Consider the following 22,498-nt stretch of genomic DNA (forward strand, 5'->3'; position numbering starts at 1 on the left):
CACAGGTTATCTTTTGCGGCAAATCCCAGTTTTATAATTTCATCCCGGTGGATATAGGGATTGGATATCGCTCAAATTTCCAGGCACGATAATTCCCCTGGCTAACCCTAAATTCCTGAAACAAATCGTCATTGATATACATGAACCTAGAAGCCCAACTTGAACTAATTCCCTCCGCCGCGGCGGAGGGATTTTGGGTACGTCGGAATTTACGGACACGGTATTACCGTGAGACTTTCTCAGCCCGTTGAAATGGCACCAATTCAGCTTTAAGCTGCCATTCAGCAACTCCAATCTTTCTACGATCGACGTGTAAACAAAAAAGGGAAAGCGAGGCACTGAACCCGCTTTCCCTTTCTACGAATACATTTTACGCTCAAATCAACTCCACGCTTCTTTTCACAAAGGCGGTGAGCTCTTTTCCTTTCAGCAATCCCTGAGAAAGCAGGGCCAAATCGAAGGCCTGCTTGGCCAATCTTTCCTGTTCTGCAGCATCTTCTGATTTTAAAATCCGATCAACCACAGGATGGTTTCCGTTTACGCCAACTTTGTAGTTGTCCGGCATGGCTCCATAAAATCCCATGCCGCCATTTTGCGCCATGTCCTTCATCCTTCTCATGAATTCGTCCATGGTCACCGTGACGGGCAATTCCTCCGGACTGGAACCTTGCACTTCCACCGAATAGGTTTTGTTGTCGATGGCTTTTTCAAAAATCTCCTTCACCTTGTTGGATTGCTCCTCAGTAAGAAGGTTTTCATATCCGCCTTCCTTCTCGATCAATTTGTCCACTACATCGGCATCTACGCGCTTCAGGCTGGCATTTTCCAGTTTACCTTCCAAATGCTGGATAAAATGACTGTCAATGGGCGAATCCATCAACAACACATCGTAATCCTTTTTATTGGCCGACTGGATAAAGCTGTCCTGCTTATCCGGATCGGTTGCATACAAGTATACCAACTTATCGTCTTTACCGGTTTGGAAGGGCTTTACCTTTTCCTTGTATTCTTCCAGGGTGTAATATTCTCCTTTCGTATTGGTAAACAGGGCAAAATCCTTTCCTTTCTCGTAAAACTTGTCTTCGGAAATCATCCCGTATTTCACAAAAAGACCAATGTCTCCCCACTTGCTTTCATAAACTTTTCGGTCTTTCTTGAACAATTCACCCAGCTTGTCCGCTACTTTCTTGGTGATGTAGTTGTTGATTTTCTTGACGTTGCTGTCGGCCTGCAGAAAGCTTCGGGAAACGTTTAGCGGAATGTCCGGAGAATCGATTACCCCGTGCAATAGCATCAGAAATTCCGGTACGATATCTTTTACCTCATCGGTAATGAAAACCTGGCGGCTGAACAGTTTGATCTTATTGCGCTGCAGTTCAAAGTCTTTCTTTACTTTGGGAAAGTACAGAACTCCGGTAAGGTTGAATGGATAGTCCACGTTCAGGTGAATCCAGAAAAGCGGATCCTCACTCATGGGATACAGTTCCTTGTAAAATTTCAGGTAGTCCTCGTCTTTTAACTCACTTGGTGCCTGTGTCCAGATGGGATCGGTGGTATTGACTATATTGTCAACTTCTACCGATTTCCATTTCTTCTCTCCCTTGTCATCTACCCCGTCTTCTACACTTTCGGTTTTGGTTTCAAACCTGATAGGTACAGGAAGGAACTTGGCGTACTTGTCCAGGATTTCCTGCAGCTTCCATTTGTCCAGAAACTCCTCGGACTCGCTGTTGATGTGTAGGATCACATCCGTTCCGCGTTCGGTTTTGTCCCCGGGGCTAATTTCAAATTCCGTACTGCCATCACAGACCCATTTGGCCGGCTCAGCGCCTTCCTCTCGGGATAGGGAATGGATTTCCACCGTGTCGGCCACCATAAAGGCCGAGTAAAAACCCAAACCGAACTTGCCAATGATCTCATTGGCATCCTTGGCATCTTTGAACTTCTCCACGAATTCGGATGCCCCGGAAAAGGCAATCTGGTTGATGTATTTTTTGATTTCTTCGGCGGTCATGCCGATACCCTTATCGGAGACGGTAATGGTCTTTTTCTCCTTGTCAAAGCTGACATCGATAGTCAGATCACCCAGTTCTCCTTTGTACTCACCCAAAGCGGCCAATCTTTTGATTTTCTGGGTGGCATCCACCGCATTGGACACCAATTCCCTGAGAAAAATTTCATTATCCGAATAGAGAAACTTCTTGATAATAGGGAAAATATTTTCGGTATGAATCGAAATGGTACCTTTCTCCTGCATGGTATTATTTATTTTTGTGTTAACTAAGTCTAATATTCTTTCTGCCTATTTCAAGTCTTGTTCCAAATTCATTTTCGTGTCAAATTGTCAGTACTTGTCTCCGTTTAAAAATATCCCTTATCCGATCCCAGGCGGGGTCGGACGGTTTCCTATGCAAGGATCCTGTTCGGTGATTTCTTGAAATTATTCAGAATATTTTGGTATTATGCGATATTATCAAAACCAACCCAATATGCGACAGCTGCTCCTGCTGCTATTCATCAGCATCACTCCCCTTGCCAGTACCTGCCAAATAGCAGGTAATGAAATAAATCCCTCACCAGGGATGGAACTTTGGTATACTTCCCCTGCCGGCGACTGGCTGGAAGCACTTCCCATTGGCAATGGGCGATTGGGAGCCATGATTTATGGAGGGCTGCAGGAAGAACATATTCAGCTCAATGAGGAAAGCTTATGGGCAGGGATGCCTGAAGACCCCTACCCCGAAAACGTGCGCCAGCATTACGCTGAATTTCAGCGGTTAAATCTGGAAGGAAACTATCAAGAGGCCCTGGACTACGCCATGGAATACCTGTCCGTCTCCCCCACCTCCATACGTTCCTATGAGCCGTTAGGTGAATTGCATATATCATTCGACCATCAAAAATCGGTGGATCACTACCGAAGGTCCCTTGACATGGAGACGGGCCTGGTCACGGCTACTTATTCCATAGCAGGGAAAAGGTACCGCAGAGAGGCTTTTTCCTCCAATGAATACAATGTCATTTTTTACCGCTTTGAAAGCCTGGATGGAGCACCGGTAAGCAGCACGATTCGTTTTGAACGGGAGAAGGACATCTTCCAACGCGTTGGAGAAGAAGATATTCTATTCGTGGACGGACAGGTATTTGATGATGCCGACGGGTACGATGACAATGTGGGCGGTTCCGGAAAACCCGGGGATCACATGAAGTTTTCTTCCCAAATCACAGCCGTTTTGGATAATGGAACAATACGCGGAAATGAAAAAACCCTTAGCATCGAAAACAGCACCGGCTTTACCCTGATCCTAAGTGCAGCAACGGATTATAATTTAGCTGAATTGAACTTTGACCGAAACATTGACGCTAAAGACACCGCGTTGAAATTAATGAGAGAGGCTGCTGAAGCAACTTACGAAACAGCTAAACAGGCGCATATTTCTGAGCACAGTGACATGTTTAACCGGGTTAGGCTTTCCTTAGGCAGCCCGCATCGGGACAGCCTTCCCACCGATAAGCGGCTGGAAAAGGTGCGGGAAGGCACGAATGACAACCACATCACGGAATTGTTTTTTCAATACGGAAGGTACCTCCTGATGGGAAGTTCGGTCAACAGGGCGGTTCTTCCTGCCAACTTACAGGGCATCTGGAACAAGGAAATGTGGGCTCCCTGGGAATCGGATTTTCACCTGAACATCAATTTACAAATGAATTACTGGCCTGCCGACCTGACCAATTTATCCGAGGCCTTTGTTCCCCTGTGTAATTTTATTGTAAAATTAGCGGAAAACGGAGGTACTACTGCAGAAAACTTCATCGGCTCCTCTGGCTGGATGGCCCATCATGTGAGCAATCCGTTTGGACGAACCACCCCCTCCGGGTCAACTAAGGAATCTCAGGTTACCAACGGTTATTCCAACCCCCTGGCAGGTGCCTGGATGTCGCTATCCCTATGGCGGCACTATGAATTTACCCAGGATCAGGATTATTTAAAAGAAACGGCCTACCCTGTCATTGCCGGTGCAGCCCGGTTTATTCTGGACTTTCTGAAAGAAAATGAAAATGGGGAACTGGTCACGTCTCCTTCTTACTCACCGGAGAACGCTTATATCGATCCAACCACCGGAAAGCCAACGAGAAATACCACGGCAGCCAGCATGGACATCCAAATTATTAATGACATCTTTAACGCCTGCCTGGAAGCAGAGGAAATCCTGGGAGCGCAGCAATTGACAGCGGAAATAGAAAAAGCAAGCGCTAAATTACCTCCGATTAAAATTGGAAAGGACGGCACCCTTCAGGAATGGTACGAGGACTATGAGGAAGCGGAGCCGGGCCATAGGCACATGTCTCACCTTTACGCCTTGTACCCGTCCAATCAAATCACCGCAGCAACACCCGATTTGTTCCAGGCTGCGGAAAAAACCATCGAAAGGCGACTGGCCTTCGGTGGCGGCGGACAAACCGGCTGGAGCAGGGCATGGATTATCAATTTTTATGCGCGTTTACAGCAGGGAGACGAGGCCCTGGATCATATCCACCAAATGATGGCCACCCAACTGGCTCCCAATATGTTTGATTTGCTCGGAAAGATTTTCCAGATTGAGGGCAATTTTGGGGCCACAGCAGGTATTGCAGAAATGCTCCTGCAGTCGCATGAGGAAGGAATCATCCGCCTATTACCGGCACTGCCCGAGGCATGGGACAGGGGTCAGGTATCCGGCCTGAAAGCACGAGGGAATTTTGAGGTAAGTATGGAATGGGAAGATGGCAACCTTCAAAAGGCAGCTATTCTGGCGCTGAGCGGGGGGAAAAGCAAGGTGCTTTATAAGGGTAAGGAATGGCTTGTTGACTTAAAAAAGGGCGAAGCAAAGTCGCTATTTCCAGGATTGGAGTACTAGCGAAAGGCAAGGTACTATTCCTTTTCATCCATTTACAAGAAAGTTAATCCAATCTTCTTATTTAGCCCCTGTTCAAAAATTCGTATCAAGGTCGATAATTGTATATTCCCTTTTCCATTTTCAAGTTTAGAAATATAGCTTTTCTTCGTCCCTGCCTTTTCTGCCAACTGTTCCTGTGTCAGATTGGCGGCCTTCCTTGCTGCCTTCAACATTTCGCTTACAATAAACATTTGGGCACTTTCTTCATATTTAATACGGCTTGCACTCCCGATTTTTCCATGCTCAAATTCAATCAGTTCATCAAATGTTTTTACATCCCTATAATCTTTCATGGTTTTGGTTTTTTTGATTCAAAATATGCTTTCATTATTCTTTTGGCTTTTTCTAATTCTTTTTTTGGCGTCTTTTGAGTTTTCTTCTAGAAACCATTGAAAAGAACGACCAACCTTCCCTCATCAAAACAGCAGAAAATCCTGTAAATATTCGATTGGAATTCCACCCTTACCTCGTACAGCCCATCAGTTCCATCAAGATGCTCCAAGAACTTCTTAGGAACCCTTTCCACTTGCTTGATCAGTTCAAATCGTTGGTACCTCGTTTCGTAGATTAAATTTATCATAGATGGTGACTAGATTTTTTGAATCCTAGAGGCAGTAGCCTACCCTCTTAGTAGATCAGAATTGGCAAACAAAGGGGCGAAGCCCTGAATTCTTTGTCCTGCGGGATCCCAACCAAAAACCAAATAGCTTTTGTCTCAAACAGTTGTAGATCGTAGTTAGTATCACGACCCACAGGGGCGTAGCCCTGATATCTTAGTAGTAAAGAATTAAAGTCGGGAATCAGAGGGGCATGGCCCTGAAATCTTTTTACTGCGGAAATGTAAAACAAGTTGCAAAAGCTTTGGTACTTAATCTTTGTAGAACTAAATTAGCTTTAAGGATCCAAAGTGGCTCAGCCCTGTTATCATACAATGGCAAATACATACACACAACTATACGTCCAATTCGTTTTCTCTGTCCAGGGCAGGGGAAACTTTATCAGGGAGTCTTACCGTGACGAATTGGAGAAGGTCATGTGTGGAATCGTTTCCAACCATAAATGTAAAACGTATGCTATCTATTGTAACCCAGATCATACACACCTTTTTGCGAGTATACACCCTACTATTTCCCCCTCCAAACTAATGGAACAGGTCAAGTCAGGTTCAACAACATGGCTGAACCAAAAAAAGCTTGTTCCTGGTAAATTCGCATGGCAGGACGGATTTGGGGCGTTTTCCTATTCCAGGTCCCACATTGATAGGGTCGTAAAATATGTCTTGAACCAACCCGAACACCATAAGAAGCAATCGTTTAGGGATGAGTATTTGAAGTTGCTTGACAAATTCGGTGTTGAATATGATCCCAAATATCTTTTTGAATGGTACGACTGACTTAGGTCTCAGGGATACGTCCCTGGATTTCGGCTGGATATAGATTTATGCTAACTAGGAAATGACAACCGTTCAATGATAAATGTGGGTTACTGCCTGAACAATTCTGTGAGGGCTTTGACTCCAAATTGTTGTCTTGACGGAAGGACGGAATAGATTTCAGGGCTAACGCCCCTCATTTTCGTCGGCACAGGTTGCTTCTACTAAGATTACAGGGCTACGCCCCTGGTTTTAGTCACAAAATTAATGGGTGGGACTTTTTACTCAAGTTTCACAAGATGTGCTCTATTGAGCAAATAGGACGATTGTAGTTGCTGCTAAAACAGATTTTCACCCCACTTTATTCAAAGTGAGGTGAAAAATTACCAAGAATTTCCCGTTCACAGTCCAACAAATCCGCATTTGTGGCAACTGCATTGCTGTTATGAGGAAAATGAGTTATCTACGAATTGGACCCATATTGGTATAATTCAAAAGAAGGATTAACTGGTTCCAATACTAAATTCCAGTAAATTAAAATGATTCAATTGGCTTGTCACAAACGGGCCTGGAGCCTGTGTAGCTATGAAATGTTTATTTGAAATATATAAATTTCTGTAAACTATTCGAGCAAAAAATTTCTCTTTCACACCATTTATTTCTCCGACAGTCGGTTTACCAACAAAACGAGTCCGGTTTGCTAATGGATTAACCGTTTGGTTTACCCCATTATTCTTTGGTCAAAGCCTCAAGTCTCTCTTGAAAGTTGGGGAACGAGGGATTTCCCATTTCTACTTTGCGATCATCTTTTAGCAAAAACGAAATAAAGGATACCTCCCCGATACCGTTCGCTTTATAAAATTCCTTATTCGGGTCGTGAATTACAGGGTGCGAAAAATTGTTCTCTTTCAATTGCCGGATCAATTTGGAAGGGTCTTTTTCTGAGATATAGAAAAGGAAGGCCACCTCCTTGTTGTTTGATATCGAAGGTTGCCAGTCCAGGGTTGTTATGGAACGGCCAACTTTATTCATATATACTGCCACCTTGTATTTACTGTCAAACCAACTGGTATCAAATTGAACGGAATCGCTTGGCTCAATTACCGTTAAATCGGTAGGGAAAACCACCTGTTGTCCATCCTTGCCGGATTTGTTTGAATTACAACTCATAGTTATGATCAAAAGAAAGCAAAAACAGGCGCGGTATACGATCAAATAGTTGGTTTTCATTGGGTATTGGTTTTAGTATTGAATTCTAGGTTGGAATAGATTAAAACAGGATTGTCCTGATTTTCAGTATTTTTTGAAGCTGATGTCACAACCTGGTTTCCGTCAAAAAATACCGTATTCCGAATCAGATTTAGGCATGGGCTGAAATACTCCTATTTGTTTGGCTTTTTTATCAATCATTACTTGATAGGCTTCCTTCATTTCATCCGGAAGAAAGCTTATTTCCACAAACTCATGCCATTTAGGAATCGCTTTTTTTAAACGTTGGAAAATGTTATCGAATGCTTTCTGATCGATTTCAAACCTCCCCATAGCTGCTTCAAAATCCCTGCGTGTTAGTTTCTTTTTTCAGATAAACATCCCTGTATTGAAAATGATATCCTTCCTCATCTTCTTGCAGGATACCTGCCCAATCGTTGTGCATAAATACTTTAGCCTTTCTCATGGATCAGTTTATTGCGGTTTATTGGCACCGGACCGAGTTCATAACCAAACAAAACCAAAACCTGGTTGACCTTATCCTTTTGCACGGTAGCCTATTTAACCCTGATCCACCTGCTTTATGCAAACCATTTAATAAGTAGCTGACTCCAGCAAAAAACCCATCCTAACATTTTTTTTATTCCTTAGATGGTAAAAAAAAAGCGCTAACCGAAACCGGAAAGCGCTTTTCATTATAAAATCTATTTTCTTTTATTTTTTGGACTGGTCCATTTTTTCCTTCAGAGCCGTCAAGGCATCTAAATCACCCAAGGTAGACTTCTCTCCTCCGGCACTGCTATCCGATCCGGAAGCTTTCTTCTTGGTACCAGGAGCTGCGGTTTTCTTGGCAGCAGCTTTAGGCATGGCTTCCTCTTTGAAGGTAGCTGTGTGCGAAAGCACAATGCGCTTGTCCTCTTTGGAAAATTCGATTACCCTGAAATCAAGGCTTTCTCCTGCCTCAGCCTGTGTTCCGTCTTCCTTCTCCAGGTTTTTGGCGGTAACAAATCCCTCCAGACCATAGGGAAGCTCCAATACTGCTCCTTTGTCATTTTTGGAAATGATAGAACATTTGTGCGTAGATCCGATCGGAAACACACTTTCGAAGGTATCCCAGGGGTTTTCCTCCAATTGCTTGTGGCCCAATGCCAGTCTCCTGCTATCCAGATCCAGTTCCAGGACGATAACATCCAGTTCGTCGCCTACTTTTACAAACTCGGAAGGATGCTTGATCTTTTTGGTCCAGGACAGGTCGGATACGTGTACCAGACCATCGATACCTTCTTCCAGTTCCAGGAACAAGCCAAAGTTGGTCAGGTTTCTGACGATTCCCTTGTGCTTGGTGCCTATGGCATACTTGGTACCCATTTCGGACTTGGTCCATGGATCTTCGGTCAGTTGCTTGATGCCCAAAGACATTTTCCTTTCGTCTTTGTCCAGGGTCAATACCACTGCATCGATTTCGTCGCCCACTTTCACAAAGTCGGCGGGATTTCTCAGGTGCTGAGACCAGGACATCTCTGATACGTGAATCAGTCCCTCTACACCTGGAGCCAATTCAAGGAATGCGCCATAATCGGCCACATTGACAATTTTTCCTTTGACTTTGGATCCCACTTCAAGGCTGGCAGAAAGTGAATCCCATGGATGAGCAGTCAGCTGCTTCATGCCCAGAGAAATCCGTTTCTTGTCATCATCGAAATCCAATACCACAATCTGCACCTTATCGTCCAGGTTAAGCACTTCTTCGGGATGGTTGATCCTGCCCCAGGAAATATCGGTAATGTGCAAAAGTCCGTCTACACCACCCAAATCGATAAATACACCGAAATTGGTCATGTTCTTGATTACACCTTCCAATACCTGTCCTTTTTCCAGGTTGTTCAGGATTTCGGCTTTTTGTTTTTCCAGATCTTTTTCGATCAATACTTTGTGAGAAACGACCACGTTATCGTTGGCGTGGTTGATTTTCACCACTTTCACTTCCATTTTCTTACCTACATAGATATCGAAATCCCGGATAGGTTTCACATCGATCTGCGAACCCGGAAGGAAAGCTTCTACCCCGTAAATATCCACAATCAGACCACCTTTGGTCCTTCTCTTCACCAATCCTTCAATGACATTGTCTTGCTCCAGGGCCTCCTCAATGGTCTGCCAGGCTTTGACCATTTTGGCCTTTTTACGGGAAAGCACCAATTGGCCCAATGAGTTTTCCTGCTCTTCTATGAAAAGCTCCACCTCGTCGCCAATTTTCAGGTCCTCAACATCACGGAACTCGTTCAAGGGAACCAATCCATCGGATTTGAAACCAATGTTGATGATCACGTCCTTGTCGTTGATACCCACTACCGTACCGGTAATGACCTCCTTTTCGGTGATCTCCGTAAGCGTTTTGTCATACAGCTTTTCCATTTCGGCTCTTTCAGCCTTGGTATAGCCTTCTCCAAAACCCTTGGTTTCAAATTTTTCCCAGTTAAAATCTTTTTGATTTGACATATTAAATGATACAACCCTGATTTTCAACAGCCTTAGGGTCGTCTGGCTGAGGTTTTTATGAAGAATACCTTCCCTAAGGAAGAACCGTTCACCCGAACGGACTGCAAATTTACGAAATATTTTAGGAATAGAAATGCCTAACCCACAAAAAATCAAGTTCTTTACCGGATTAGCAGACCGCTCATCCCACTGTTTTGGCTGCTAAAAATGGCAGCCATTCTTCGGCATGTCTTTCTGCATATTCGGCTAAAAAGTAAGCAAGCGTCGGCCTGAAGGGCAGTATTTTTAGTTTCATGCCTGCCTGCTCCGGAGTTTTGTCCCCCTTCAGGGTATTGCAGCGGTGACAGGCGGTAACCAGATTTTTCCAGCTTGTCTTTCCTCCCTTGGACCGGGGTACCACATGATCCAGGGTCAGGCTCTTCTCGGCACCACAATACTGGCAGGCATGCTGGTCCCTTTTGTACAGGTTGTTTCTGTTTAACATGACTCCTTTATAAGGAATGTTTTTGTACTCATGCAGGCGGATCACTGCCGGATAAGCGAAATTTCTATCTACCGTCCGTATCGTCAGGTAATCAAAATTGGCCAATGGAGCTGCTTTCTCCAGCAGGGTAAGTACCAATGCCTTCTGCACATTGACGATGCCGACAGGGGAATGATCCAAATTCAGCACAAGCACTTTTTTTTCCATCCACTCCTTCATGATCCCATTAGATTTTTAACATGAAGAACCTGAACCTGTTTGGATTTGTTTTTGCCTGTTATCCATTTTTCAGGTTCAAAAGGACTGAATCTGACTTTACCATGGATTTCCAGCAACTGCCCACTGCCTGTGTATAAACCGGCTCGGGATGGAATTCCTTGTTCATTGCTGAATATTACTACATCCCCTGCCTGTATCCCTGATAACCCCACCTCCCGTCCGGCAGTCAATAACTGGGAAAGGTAATTGGGAACGATATAACCACAAATTTTAAAAATCAAATGCAGCCAACTCCCTTCGTACAGGCCAAAAATACTCCTTCCTCCGGAAAGATAGGGGGCATTCAAAAAACCTTTGGCTGTCTCTACCAACTCCTCTCTGCAAGCTTTTTTGGAAAAAGGCCTGCTGCTGCCTTCGAAAGAAAAGGAGGCTTCCCAGTCAAATATCTCCTGGTTTCCAGCGTGAAGCTGGCTTCCGGGAAGTAAATAGACGATGGATTTTTCCCAGATAACCCTACTGAGGGTAGCAGTTGTTATGTGCAGGGGAGACTGCATAAAAAAAGAATAGGACCCGGCAGTCAAGTCATGGTGCTGAGAAGCCAGTATCCAGCCAGAACCTGCCTGAGCCTCTCCTTCTACAAAAAGCCATTGCCCGTCTTTTGTTTTGCGAAGCACCTGATACAGCTCCCCGAAAAGCAATTGGGAAGTTAATCCTGAGCCAACTACAGGTTCCCGGTAAATGCTCAGTAAGGATAGCCTGCAAATACCAAAGGCCCGATCAGAAAGCCATTCGTTGGAGGTCCCGTTTTGCATCTTTTTCCTTTATTGATTGCCTTTTATCATGTACTTTTTTGCCTTTAGCAAGGGCTACTTCCATTTTAGCCAGCCCCCGGTCATTGATAAATATACGCACAGGAACAATGGAAAGGCCTTTTTCGGAAAACTTATTTTGAAGTTTTTTCAATTCATGCTTTTGCAGCAGCAGCTTTCGCTCCCGCACGGGGTCATGGTTATAATGGGCAGCAAGGGTATAGGGTGCGATATGCATTTGTTTGATAAACAACTCATCTCCCTTAAAATAACAATAGGCCTCCGTAAGGGAAACCTTACCTTCACGTATGGATTTTATCTCCGTACCCCGAAGTACTATCCCGGATTTGAATTTGTCCAGAAACTCAAATTCAAAACTTGCCTTTTTGTTCCTGATATTGATGATCTTGTCGAACTTATTATTTTTTGCCATGATTTCCAATTTTCATTTTTGCCAAAGGGCTGATATCCAATCCACAAAATTGACCTGCCTGGTATTTGTAATGTGCAGCCATGGCCACCATGGCTGCATTGTCCGTGCAATATTCCAACCTGGGCAGGTAAACGTTCCAGCTTTGATTTTTTGCTGCCTCTTTTAACGCAGTTCTCAAGCCGGAGTTGGCCGAAACCCCTCCAGCAATGGCTACTTCCCTGATCCCGAGTTCCCGGCTAGCCCTGACCAATTTTTGCATCAACATCCTGATCAGGGCATATTGTACCGATGCACAGATGTCTTCCAGGTGATGGGCAATAAATTCAGGATCATCTTTGATATTATCCTTTAGAAAATACAGTACGGCGGTTTTAATTCCCGAAAAGGAAAAAGCCAGCCCCTTCATATCCGAAATCGGGAATGTAAAGGCCTCCGGATTTCCATTGGCAGCCAATTTGTCCAGATGAGGCCCTCCCGGATAGGGAAGCCCAAGGATCTTGGCTATTTTATCGAATGCCTCTCCCACGGCATCATCCGAAGTTTCTCCCAACAATTCCATGTCCAGGTGACTCTTTACCAGAACCAACTGCGTATGTCCTCCACTTACCGTTAGGCAGATAAAGGGAAAAGCCGGACTGGGCGTATCAATAAAGTGGGCCAGGACATGGGCCTCCATGTGGTTTACCTCTATCAAAGGCAGGTCCAAAGCATAGGCGAAGGCTTTGGCAAAGGAGCCTCCCACCAAAAGGGCTCCCATCAAACCCGGTCCACGGGTGAAAGCCACCGCAGAAAGGGAGCTTTTGTCCAATCCCGATGATTTCAATGCCTCTGCGACCACCGGGATCAGGTGCTGCTGGTGGGCTCTGGAGGCCAATTCAGGTACCACCCCGCCATATTTCTCATGTACGGATTGCGTGGCGACAATATTATTAAGTATTTTGCCATCAGAAATCACTGCTGCTGACGTTTCATCACAAGAGGATTCTATAGCTAATATATTACAACTCATCTGGTGCCTGTTGGAAAATAAACCGAAAGTTAAGGAAATTTTACTGAATGCCTTGAAAAGGCTGTTTGTGATCCTGCGTTACCTGCTGATGTTTCTGCTGGCCCTTACCCTCTTACTGCAGATCCCGGGAGTTCAGACTTACCTGGCGGGCTTTATCACCAATAGAATTTCAAGCAATACCGGTTATGTAACGGATATAGGTCGCGTTAACCTTAGGTGGTGGGATGCCATCAGTCTCCGGGATGTGACCGTTTACGATCTTCAGGATAGCCTGATGATAGATCTGGATGAGGTTTATATAGACTTTTCGATACAGGGCTTGCTGGATAAGGATCAACCCGGATTGGACGTGATCAACCTGAGAAATGGAAACGTGAGGTTGCTGACCCATACAGACGGGCAGGGATTGAACATCTCCATCTTTTTGGAAAGGCTCAGGGCTGGTTTTTTTCCTAAACCCAAAGAAAAATCCCTTCGACCATCAACCTTTAACATTTCAAATATCTCTTTCGAGCAGACTTCCCTGGACATAATCGATTATAACTTACCGGATATCGACCTGAAATTTGACTATGCAAATTTACAATTCAGGGACATGGTGGCCAATGCTACTGATTTTTACGTCCGAAGGGATACGGTGGCTTTTGACCTGGAATATATGAGAGGAGTGGAGAGCAATTCGGAGATGGTCTTTCAACAACTTCAGACAGAATTTACCTACTCCAGTACAGGAATGGAATTCAAATACCTTTTCCTCAAGTCCAATGAAACAGAGATAAAAGATTACCTGCGGTTTGATTATGAAAATGTAGCCGATCTCAGGGATTTTAACCGGAAGGTGGACTTGCTTGCCCAGCTGGATGAGGCGATTTTGGATATACGGGACCTGGGTTATTTTTCGGAGAACATCCCTCCCATAGACGACAGATTGTACCTCAGCGGACAGATCATTGGAAAAGTAAACTCCATTTTTTCCGAAGAGCTGCTACTCAGGTTTGGGGAAAGAAGTGCTTTGTTCGGGAAATTCAATATTGAAGGCCTGCCTCAGGTGGCAGAAACATATTTCAACCTTTCGCTGATGAACTCCACCCTTCAGCCTGAGGACCTTTACCCTTATATTTCCGCAGAAGCGAGAAGGGAAATAGACAAATTCGGGATCATCCGCTTTGACTCAGATTTTGACGGTTATCTGAGTGACTTTAGGGCAAAGGGGGAGTTCAGAACAGCCATTGGGTCCCTAAATGGAAACCTGAATTATCTTAAAAAAGATGACGTACCTACCTATGAGGGACAAATTGAGGCCAAAAACTTTGACCTGGGAGTTTTGACTGAGGAATCTGAAAACTTCCAAAAAGCAAGTTTTAAGGGAGATATCAAAGGTACGGGGCTTACGGTGGATGAGGCACTTATTGCTCTGGATGCCCATATCAGCAAAATAGGTATTAACCAGTACGAATATACAAATATAGACACCAAAGCCACCTATGGCAAAGACTTGTTTCAGGGGCAGCTTACCATAAAAGACCCCAACCTGGTGATGGAAGTGGATGGTACTCTGGACCTGAGAAACAACAAGGATTCCGCCAATCTTGTCATGAAGCTGGATACGGCTTTTCTGAACAATATCAATCTTACGGAAAAAGACATTTTCCTCAGTGGAAATTTCGAATTGGACACCAAGGGCATACATTGGGACAATATAGAGGGCGTCTCCCGCTTCAGGGACATCCTGATCAGCTATGATGGAAGGGACCTTTTTCTGGACTACTTTCTCTTTCAATCCTTATTTACGGAGGATTCCAGGGTGATTTCCCTCAATTCTGATCTACTGGTGGCCGGGATCAGTGGTAATTTTAAGGTTCAGCAACTCGGGCAGGATTTGGAGAAGCTTTGGGAGGAATATTATGCCATTCTTACCAATGACTACAGCGGACCAATAGCCAATTCCCCCGGGGATGGCGATCCCTACGAGATTGACATCAGCCTGGACCTCAGGGATCCCAACCCCATACTGAACCTTATAGACCCCCGGTTGTTTATTTCAAGCAATACATCCGTAGAAGGCGCTTTTTACCAAACGGATCAAAATACCGTATTTAACTTCTTTACAGGTATAGATACCATTTTTTACAATGGCAATTATTTCATCGACAATAACATTGACCTCAATACCGCCAAATACAAAAACAGCGCTGAAGTACTGGCCTCTTTTTATGTGCTGTCCAGGGAAATTCAACTGGCCTCCGGGTTAAATTTCGACAATTTATCCATGGAGACGATTTGGGATCAGTCCCGCCTGAACGTCTCTTTCTATCTGGATCAATTGCTTACAGAAAGCTACCTGGATATTGGAGCGGGCATCAATCTCTCCAAAGCCACTACCACCATTGAATTCTCCCCTTCGGAAATCAAATTGCTGGAGGATTACTGGCAATTTGAGGCCGGTAACAGCATCAGTGTGTCTGCAGGTGAAACGGTGTTTGACAATTTGAAAATTTTTCATGAAAACCAGTATATTTCAGCAGATGGGAAAATCAATCTGGATCCCGGGGATCAGATGGAAATCAATATCCATGAATTGAACCTGGATTTTTTGAACTCTTTTGGCAACAGGGAATTTGAAGGAATAGCCAATGGGAGGATTGGGCTGACTGAAGGCTGGAACAAAGAGGGCATGGATGGCAAGCTGAATGTGGATGGCATCCGCATCAACAATTTTCTGGTCGGAGATATTACCGCCAGTGCTTTTTTTGCAGACCAGGCCATCAATCTCTCCCTGGAAAATTTCCGGGAAGGGAAAAAAGTAATCGAAATCAGTGGAAATCTGGCCTCCGAAAATAAAGACATGGCCCTCAATGCCAATTTTGAAAATGCCAACCTCTCTGTGTTGGAACCCTTTATTTCCAACTACTTAAGCAATATTGATGGTAACCTAAACGGCAATCTGGGCATTAGGGGAAGTATCACCCGTCCCATTGTGGAGGGTTTGGGAAAACTGGAAAACGCTACCTTCCGCTTTAACTACCTGAATACCACCTATAAGGTAGATGGAAATGTAATCTTCGAACCCGATAACATCAGTTTCCGGGGGCTTGAACTCAAGGATATCAATAACAATACCGCAAGGTTGAGGGGGGGAATCACCCATGACAATTTCGACAACCTGGTTTTAGACCTATCCGCCAATATCAATAATTTTCAGGTGATGAACACCAGCGCAGCCGATAACGATTTGTTTTTCGGAACGGCCTTTGCCACCGGGGATATCAACGTTTTTGGTGCGGCCAACAACCTGGACCTTACGGCAAATGCCACTTCCCAGCCCAATACCAGGGTTTACATCCCCATAGGAGACAGCAACGGTCAGGCCCAGGAAGATTTCATCAACATCATCAATGTACGGGACACGGTCCAAACCATAGAATTTGAAGAAGGGGTGGAGAAGCTGTCCATCAATAACCTGAGGATGAACCTAAACCTGGACATAACACCTGATGCCTATGTGGAGATACAGATTGATCCAAAAACTGGAGAAAACATTCAGGGTAGGGGAAGGGGGGTGTTGAACCTTAATATTGACACGCAGGGCAATTTCAACATGGTTGGCAACTTTGAAATAGTGGATGCCCTGTACAATTTTTCGCTGTACAATGTAATTAACAAAAAATTCCTGATCGAACCCGGAGGAATTATCAATTGGTATGGCGATCCCTATGAAGGGGTAATGGACATTTCTGCCGTATACCAGGAAAATGTTTCCCTGGCTTCTCTGCAAGCCAATTCCACCAATGGACAGTTTGAAAACAACCAATTGAAGCGCCGCTTTCCTGTCAAAGTAATCATGGACCTGGATGGGCCTCTGTTATCTCCCGATATTTCTTTTGATTTTGATTTTTCAGAATTTCCCGAAGACAGTGAAATACAAACCACCATTTCAGCTTTCAGCAATAGGATAGCCAACGATGAACAGGAAAAAAACAGGCAGGTATTCTCCCTGATCATGCTGCGGAGGTTTTCGCCCGAGGGGCAGTTTAGCGGGGCCGGTATTGGCTTTTCCAATCTCAGCCAGTTGATTTCTTCCCAACTCAACAACCTGATTGCACAGGTAGATGAAAACCTGGAAATAGATTTCGATTTGCTGGGACTGGATGAAACTGCCCTGGAAACCTTTCAGCTCAGCATTGCTTACACTTTTTTTGACGGCAGGCTTAGGGTAACCAGAGATGGAGGTTTTACGGACTTGCAGGGAAATGCAGACTTAAATACCATTGCAGGAGACTGGCAGGCCGAATACCTGCTTACCGAGGACGGCAGGTACCGGGTCCGGGTGTATAACCGCAACAATTTCAATACCCTGACCGCCTTCGGTATCAATAACCGGGTCCCTAATACCTACGGCGTTTCGGTATCCCAAAACTTGCTTTTCAGCTCTTTGAAGGAACTTTTTCAAAATTTCAGCCGGAAACGATCACTTCCAATGAATGATTCGGACGAATATTTACGCAGAGATTTTAACATCAACCTGGACGAAGTAGCCCCGGAGCTATTTAAGCCTGACCCTATCGAAGAGCCATCTGGAATCCGGATATTGGAACAGGAAAAACCAGTCGAAAAATAAACAATAACCAGTCCAGGCCACTTAATACCCTATGGAAAAAATAACCCTTTTTTGGTTTAGAAGAGACCTCAGACTGGAGGACAACATGGGCCTGTACTATGCCTATGAAAACGAGGAAAATGTTTTGCCCCTTTTTATTTTTGACAGTGAAATTCTTGATAAACTCGAGGAAAAGACTGATGCCCGGGTGCAGTTTATTCACGATCAGGTCCAAAAACTGCATGAGGCACTCAAAAGCTACAGCAGTTCGCTGCTGGTCAGGAAGGGCAGTCCCCTGGAGGTTTTCCAATCCCTTATCGGGGAATACGAGATCAAAAACGTGTATACCAACAGGGACTATGAGCCTTACGCCCGGAAAAGGGACCGGGAGGTGGAATCATTTCTGAAGGAGAAAAATATCCCTTTTTACGATTTCAAAGATCAGGTCATCCATGAAAAGGAGGAAATTACCACAGAAAAGGGAGATTTTTATAAGGTGTTCACGCCTTACAGCAGGGTTTGGCTGAAAAAATTCAAGGCCGCAAAAATAGAACCTGTAAGCCTGGATGGGCGGAAGAACAGTTTTTACCAGACAAAACCGCTGCCTCTTCCTGCTCTCGAAGATATTGGTTTTGAAAAAAGCGATATTAAAATTCCGCCTCTGGATATCAACAAACCCCTGATTAAAAAATACGATAAAACCAGAAATTTCCCCTCTCTGGATGGAACCAGCCGCCTGGGTATCCATTTGCGATTTGGCACCATCAGTATCCGAAAGCTGGTTGTGGAAGCCGCAAGGCTAAATGAAGTTTACTTGAATGAACTGATTTGGAGGGAATTCTACATGATGATCCTGTACCATAATCCGCAGGTGGTGGACAAGGCGTTCAAATCCCAATACGACCAGATACCCTGGCGGAATAATGAAAAGGAATTTGACCTATGGTGCCGGGGCAAAACCGGTTATCCCATGGTGGATGCAGGGATGAGGGAACTCAACCATTCGGGCTATATGCACAACAGGGTGAGGATGGTTACCGCCAGTTTTTTGACCAAGCATCTTTTGATAGACTGGCGCTGGGGAGAAGCTTATTTTGCCAGAAAGCTACTGGATTTTGAATTGTCTTCCAACAATGGTGGTTGGCAATGGGCGGCCGGTACCGGTACGGATGCTCAGCCCTATTTCCGTATTTTCAATCCCGAATCTCAGTTGGAAAAATTTGACAAAGAACAAAAATATGTCAAAAAATGGGTGCCTGAATATGGCACTGATGATTATCCAAAACCCATGGTAGATCATAAAATGGCCAGAGAAAGGGCTTTATCGGTGTATAAGAAGGCCTTGGGAAAATAGCTTTATCCAATCAGGTGCTGGTCAAAGCCCAAGGCAACCAAATGTTCAAAAGCAGCCCATACCTCATCCGGAATATCCTGATGGATCTGAAAGCCTTTTTTGGGGTATTCTTTTATCCTTTGCAAATCACCCACCATGGACTGGATCACAATGGGCATGGATATCTCCTCGTTGGGGTAGGCTTCAAATGAAATGCGGGGACTGGTGACCCAAAGGGTCTTTTCCGGCCAATGCTTTTTGAAAGTAGCATAGGATCGCCTTTCCATATAGGGTTTTTGTACTACTATAAACTCCCGGAAATCCAATCCTTTCTTTTCAAGGAGATGCTGGGTAAACCGGATATTCTCACCCGTGTTGGTGGATTGGTTTTCTACCAATATTGCCTTTTCGGGGACACCCATTTCCATGGCTATTCTGGCAAACTTATCGGCCTCAGGTTCATCCCAAATGCCCTGAGTAAAGTTGCCCAAACCTCCGGATAAAATAAGGTACTTCGCCATGCCTTCCAGCCACAATACTGCCCCCCTTTCGGCCACTCTGGTATCATGACTTCCCAAAACAAAAATGGCATCTGAGGGCTGAAGGGTATGGTTGAGTTGGTGGTAATCCCATAAAATTTTGGCCAAATCAAGGACATTTGAGTTGACTTTCGGCTGATTTTCCTGAAGCATTTTTAAAAGTTTACATTTGAGCGACAAATATAATTGTTACAGGCCGGAAACCATAAAATCCTGTTTTGAGCTTTGGCACAACTTTTCAAAGCATCGGTCCATCAAGTTTGATAGGGTTCCTGATTTTTATTTTCACCGATTCCTATTACATTAAGGAACCACATCCGGTTTATTAGAAAATCATTTATTACTTTCCCCCAAGGATCGATATGACTCAAAACAAGCACGAAATTCTATTCCGGCTGTTTGATACCTTCATTCCTGTTGCCAGCATTGGAGAAAAATTAATGGTTTTTTCCAGGAATGATTATCAGGATGAAATGAAAAAAAGGAATTTTCAAACTGCGGCCATTGGTACACCTTTTGGATTGCTCAAATATGACAAAGGATCCGATGAACCTTCGCCTATGGATGAGGCTGATATCATGCCTGCAGAAACCCCATTACTAACAGCTTTTGACAAATTGGCTTTTCAAAGAAGGTTTTTTCTGAGAGAGGGCAAGCAGATCAGCCATATTGTTACCCAAAGTGACCTGGATAAAATCCCAATGCGATTGGCCATGATTGGTTTTATCAGTGTTTGGGAGACCTACCTCAGGGATTTGGTAAAGCTGGAAGTGCCCGATTGGGAACAAAGCCTGTCTCAAAAGCGGATTCAGGCTGCGAGAGAACTTTTTGAACTTAAAACTTCCCGAAATGAAGAAATAGACCTTATCCAATGTCTTCAATTGGCAGATCTGGGCAGCATTTTCTCCAAGAAGCAGCGCTACAAAAGGTTTCTTCCTGCGGCAAACAGGCAACAATATGACGACACCGTAAGGAATATCGGGAAGCTTAGGGATGCGCTTGCCCATTCTCAGGCCATACTTCCCTTTTCCTGGAGGGATATCCACCATCAGCTTTCTTTTATCAGGGAGTCAATCAACCGGAACCAATGAAAAAAGGGTATGGCGTTAAAAAGCCCTTTCAATCCTGCTTTATTGCTGTCGCTTTCTGACTGGCTTCCCTTCCGAAATGGGCCATCATCAAGATGGCACCGGCTGTACCGTCCATGGTGGGTTCATTGGTGCTGTAATCCCCTACATCATCCTGGTACACGACATGATTATTTTGCAAATGGGCAAATTCATCCGGATCATTTAAAGTGAGGCCAAGCAGGCTGTCGTGGATGCTTCTGTAAATGGGGCCATCTACCAGCCCTCCCGGTACTTCGAGCCCCAGCATCACATAAACGCTGGTATGTACATCATCGGGAGTCTCTCCCTTATCAGGCATTCCGGTAAACATGGAAGTCCCCCATGGGTTTCTGCCAAACAACCAGTCCCGCTGGGTAGTCAAAAAATGATGGTATTGGCTGTCACCACTCATTTTTTCATAAAGGATTGCCTGCGTGATCAGACTGGTGAGCAGGTTATTGGAGCACCAGATAAAGGGCACTCCGATATGGAAGGGGTTTTGGGTGGCCCTTTTCAGCGTATAATCGATTCCTGCCTGGTAGTATCCTTCAAGGATTTGTTTAAAATCTGCCTCTACATGGCGGTGAAGGGCAAAATGACCCATATTGATAAACGGATAAAGTTGATAATGGGCTGCCGTATCTCTCACGGTCCATGCATCTTCGTTGCTGCTCATTAAAGCATACGCTTTGGCTTGTTCCAGGTAGGCGTTTTCACCGGTTAAGGCGAAAAGCTCCGCTGCGCCCCATTCCATGTCGTCTGCCCAGGTCTCTTCATTGTACCGGTAGGGAGCTCCATAGGAATTTCCTTGCTGGTATCCTTCGTGCTCCCTACCCAGCCTGTAAAGTGAAATGGCTGCTTTCCTGCATTTTGCAGCATATAAGGGATCATTCAGGTGCTTCTCCCATATCCTGGCGGCAAGGGCCATGGCCGCAGCACTCCTTCCTGCCAGGTTGGCCAGACCTGTTGCCTGACTCTTGTATTTGCCCAGTCCCTGTGGTTTTCCTGTGGCCAGGTAAGTTGCCCGGTAGCTGTTTTCTCCCCAGCCATAATCTGAATTATCCTGATTGGGTATTTTAAATCCCCTGTGGTCCCGGTCGTCTGCTACCTGGTGAAAAAGCAGATCAGGACCAGCATGCATTTTATGGATCCAATCCAGGCCCCACTTTGCTTCATCCAGCACATCCGGAATACCATTGCTGCCGGCCTGCCCCAATGCATTGTAGGCATCGGCAAACTTTTCGGGGTACAAGTCAAATGCCATTAACATATGGGCAGTAGCATAACTCCCGGTAATCAGGTATTTGAGTTGATCTCCGGCATCATGCCAGCCACCACTGAGGTCCACATAGGTACTGTCAGGCATGGGACCGTAAAAACTGCGCCCATCTTTTTCATGACAGACCATGTCCAGTACGGGATTGTATCCGCAGCGTTGCTGCCGCATAAAAGTCAGTAAGGTTTCCTGATGATGAGCATAAGCCTCAGGACCAATTTTAAATGAAGCAGATTGTCGGAGGGATTTTTTGGTTTGCAGGTAATATTCCCCCGGACTGGTGAAAGATGTAAAATTGAGGGTATAATAAAAATCAAAATTACCCCAGTTAGCTGTTTTTCTTCTTTCTGGTTTAAATGCCATGATGACCTCATCATCAGCTGATCGAATGAGCTGCACTGGCTCCCGAACAGGTGAATGGCTGAAAATCAGGGCTTCTTTTTCATCATTGGCCAAATAGCCCAACTGATTGACCCTAAGGTAAACATCCGCCTGCCCATATCCTTCGACCACCAGGCTTATCCCCCAAATGAAAATCAAAAAACCCCTTAATACTGTCTTCATAGTAGTGATATAAAATTTCAAAAACCGAAATTAAAAAATTTGATCCGTTATTTGTTTAAAAGGATTAAAATCGACTAAATATCCCTTTCGGGCATGGGTTTTTTGTGAT

The 22,498-nt window shown here is 44.7% G+C and carries 17 protein-coding genes; 5 read left to right on the forward strand and 12 right to left on the reverse strand.

The features are described 5' to 3' along the window. Positions 1 to 376 precede the first annotated feature (376 nt). Entirely contained in the window at positions 377 to 2,257 is a 1,881-nt protein-coding gene (gene htpG / locus G9Q97_RS00770) for a molecular chaperone HtpG (protein WP_166142174.1), read from the reverse strand. Positions 2,258 to 2,489: 232 nt separating this feature from the next. On the opposite strand from htpG, the gene G9Q97_RS00775 reads away from it, so the two are divergent. Then, positions 2,490 to 4,898 carry a glycoside hydrolase family 95 protein gene (locus G9Q97_RS00775; protein WP_246255307.1) on the forward strand — a complete coding sequence of 803 codons (2,409 nt, stop codon included), beginning with the start codon at positions 2,490 to 2,492 and terminating at the stop codon, positions 4,896 to 4,898. A gap of 32 nt (positions 4,899 to 4,930) precedes the next feature. Here the strand turns inward: G9Q97_RS00775 and G9Q97_RS00780 are convergent, their stop codons facing one another. Together G9Q97_RS00780 and G9Q97_RS25340 are read right to left on the reverse strand one after the other, a co-directional pair. Beyond that, positions 4,931 to 5,230, reverse strand: a complete 300-nt coding sequence (locus G9Q97_RS00780) for a helix-turn-helix domain-containing protein (RefSeq protein WP_166142178.1) — start codon at positions 5,228 to 5,230, stop codon at positions 4,931 to 4,933. A gap of 86 nt (positions 5,231 to 5,316) precedes the next feature. Beyond that, entirely contained in the window at positions 5,317 to 5,517 is a 201-nt protein-coding gene (locus tag G9Q97_RS25340) for a type II toxin-antitoxin system RelE/ParE family toxin (RefSeq protein WP_246255308.1), read from the reverse strand. 351 nt (positions 5,518 to 5,868) lie between these two features. On the opposite strand from G9Q97_RS25340, the gene tnpA reads away from it, so the two are divergent. Next, positions 5,869 to 6,330, forward strand: a complete 462-nt coding sequence (tnpA, locus tag G9Q97_RS00790; RefSeq protein ID WP_162416523.1) for an IS200/IS605 family transposase — start codon at positions 5,869 to 5,871, stop codon at positions 6,328 to 6,330. Positions 6,331 to 7,038: 708 nt separating this feature from the next. Here the strand turns inward: tnpA and G9Q97_RS00795 are convergent. The 7 genes from G9Q97_RS00795 to tsaD form a co-directional block, all read right to left on the reverse strand. Further along, on the reverse strand, positions 7,039 to 7,479 hold the full coding sequence (locus G9Q97_RS00795; protein WP_222851887.1) for a hypothetical protein: 441 nt from the start codon (positions 7,477 to 7,479) through the stop codon (positions 7,039 to 7,041). A gap of 379 nt (positions 7,480 to 7,858) precedes the next feature. After that, positions 7,859 to 7,984 carry a hypothetical protein gene (locus tag G9Q97_RS25140; RefSeq protein ID WP_262889446.1) on the reverse strand — a complete coding sequence of 42 codons (126 nt, stop codon included), beginning with the start codon at positions 7,982 to 7,984 and terminating at the stop codon, positions 7,859 to 7,861. 248 nt (positions 7,985 to 8,232) lie between these two features. After that, entirely contained in the window at positions 8,233 to 10,017 is a 1,785-nt protein-coding gene (gene rpsA / locus G9Q97_RS00805; RefSeq protein ID WP_166142182.1) for a 30S ribosomal protein S1, read from the reverse strand. Between the two features lie 181 nt (positions 10,018 to 10,198). Then, complete coding sequence (locus G9Q97_RS00810; RefSeq protein ID WP_166143422.1) at positions 10,199 to 10,708, reverse strand: HNH endonuclease; 510 nt, start codon at positions 10,706 to 10,708, stop codon at positions 10,199 to 10,201. Between the two features lie 8 nt (positions 10,709 to 10,716). After that, complete coding sequence (locus G9Q97_RS00815; protein WP_166142184.1) at positions 10,717 to 11,532, reverse strand: C40 family peptidase; 816 nt, start codon at positions 11,530 to 11,532, stop codon at positions 10,717 to 10,719. After that, positions 11,498 to 11,962, reverse strand: coding sequence for an SsrA-binding protein (smpB, locus tag G9Q97_RS00820; RefSeq protein ID WP_166142186.1), 465 nt, complete (start codon positions 11,960 to 11,962; stop codon positions 11,498 to 11,500). The genes G9Q97_RS00815 and smpB overlap by 35 nt, the downstream gene beginning before the upstream one ends. Continuing rightward, positions 11,949 to 12,971: a tRNA (adenosine(37)-N6)-threonylcarbamoyltransferase complex transferase subunit TsaD gene (tsaD, locus tag G9Q97_RS00825; protein WP_166142188.1), complete on the reverse strand. Its 1,023-nt coding sequence runs from the start codon at positions 12,969 to 12,971 to the stop codon at positions 11,949 to 11,951. The genes smpB and tsaD overlap by 14 nt, the downstream gene beginning before the upstream one ends. Positions 12,972 to 12,981: 10 nt before the next feature. On the opposite strand from tsaD, the gene G9Q97_RS00830 reads away from it, so the two are divergent. Both G9Q97_RS00830 and G9Q97_RS00835 read left to right on the forward strand, forming a co-directional pair. After that, a complete protein-coding gene (locus G9Q97_RS00830; protein WP_166142190.1) occupies positions 12,982 to 17,589 on the forward strand; it encodes a translocation/assembly module TamB domain-containing protein in 4,608 nt (1,535 codons plus the stop codon). 31 nt (positions 17,590 to 17,620) lie between these two features. Next, the gene (locus G9Q97_RS00835) at positions 17,621 to 18,922 is read left to right on the forward strand and encodes a cryptochrome/photolyase family protein (RefSeq protein ID WP_166142192.1); all 1,302 of its coding nucleotides are present in this window, start codon (positions 17,621 to 17,623) and stop codon (positions 18,920 to 18,922) included. 2 nt (positions 18,923 to 18,924) lie between these two features. On the opposite strand, the gene G9Q97_RS00840 is transcribed toward G9Q97_RS00835, so the two are convergent. After that, complete coding sequence (locus G9Q97_RS00840; RefSeq protein ID WP_166142194.1) at positions 18,925 to 19,593, reverse strand: YdcF family protein; 669 nt, start codon at positions 19,591 to 19,593, stop codon at positions 18,925 to 18,927. Between the two features lie 209 nt (positions 19,594 to 19,802). Between G9Q97_RS00840 and G9Q97_RS00845 the strand changes: the two genes are divergently transcribed. Further along, entirely contained in the window at positions 19,803 to 20,531 is a 729-nt protein-coding gene (locus tag G9Q97_RS00845) for a hypothetical protein (RefSeq protein WP_166142196.1), read from the forward strand. 28 nt (positions 20,532 to 20,559) lie between these two features. Here G9Q97_RS00845 and G9Q97_RS00850 read toward each other — a convergent pair whose 3' ends face one another. Continuing rightward, positions 20,560 to 22,389 carry a glycoside hydrolase family 9 protein gene (locus G9Q97_RS00850; protein ID WP_166142198.1) on the reverse strand — a complete coding sequence of 610 codons (1,830 nt, stop codon included), beginning with the start codon at positions 22,387 to 22,389 and terminating at the stop codon, positions 20,560 to 20,562. Positions 22,390 to 22,498 lie beyond the last annotated feature (109 nt).

Source organism: Cyclobacterium plantarum, from assembly GCF_011290685.1.
GTDB lineage: Bacteria > Bacteroidota > Bacteroidia > Cytophagales > Cyclobacteriaceae > Cyclobacterium > Cyclobacterium plantarum.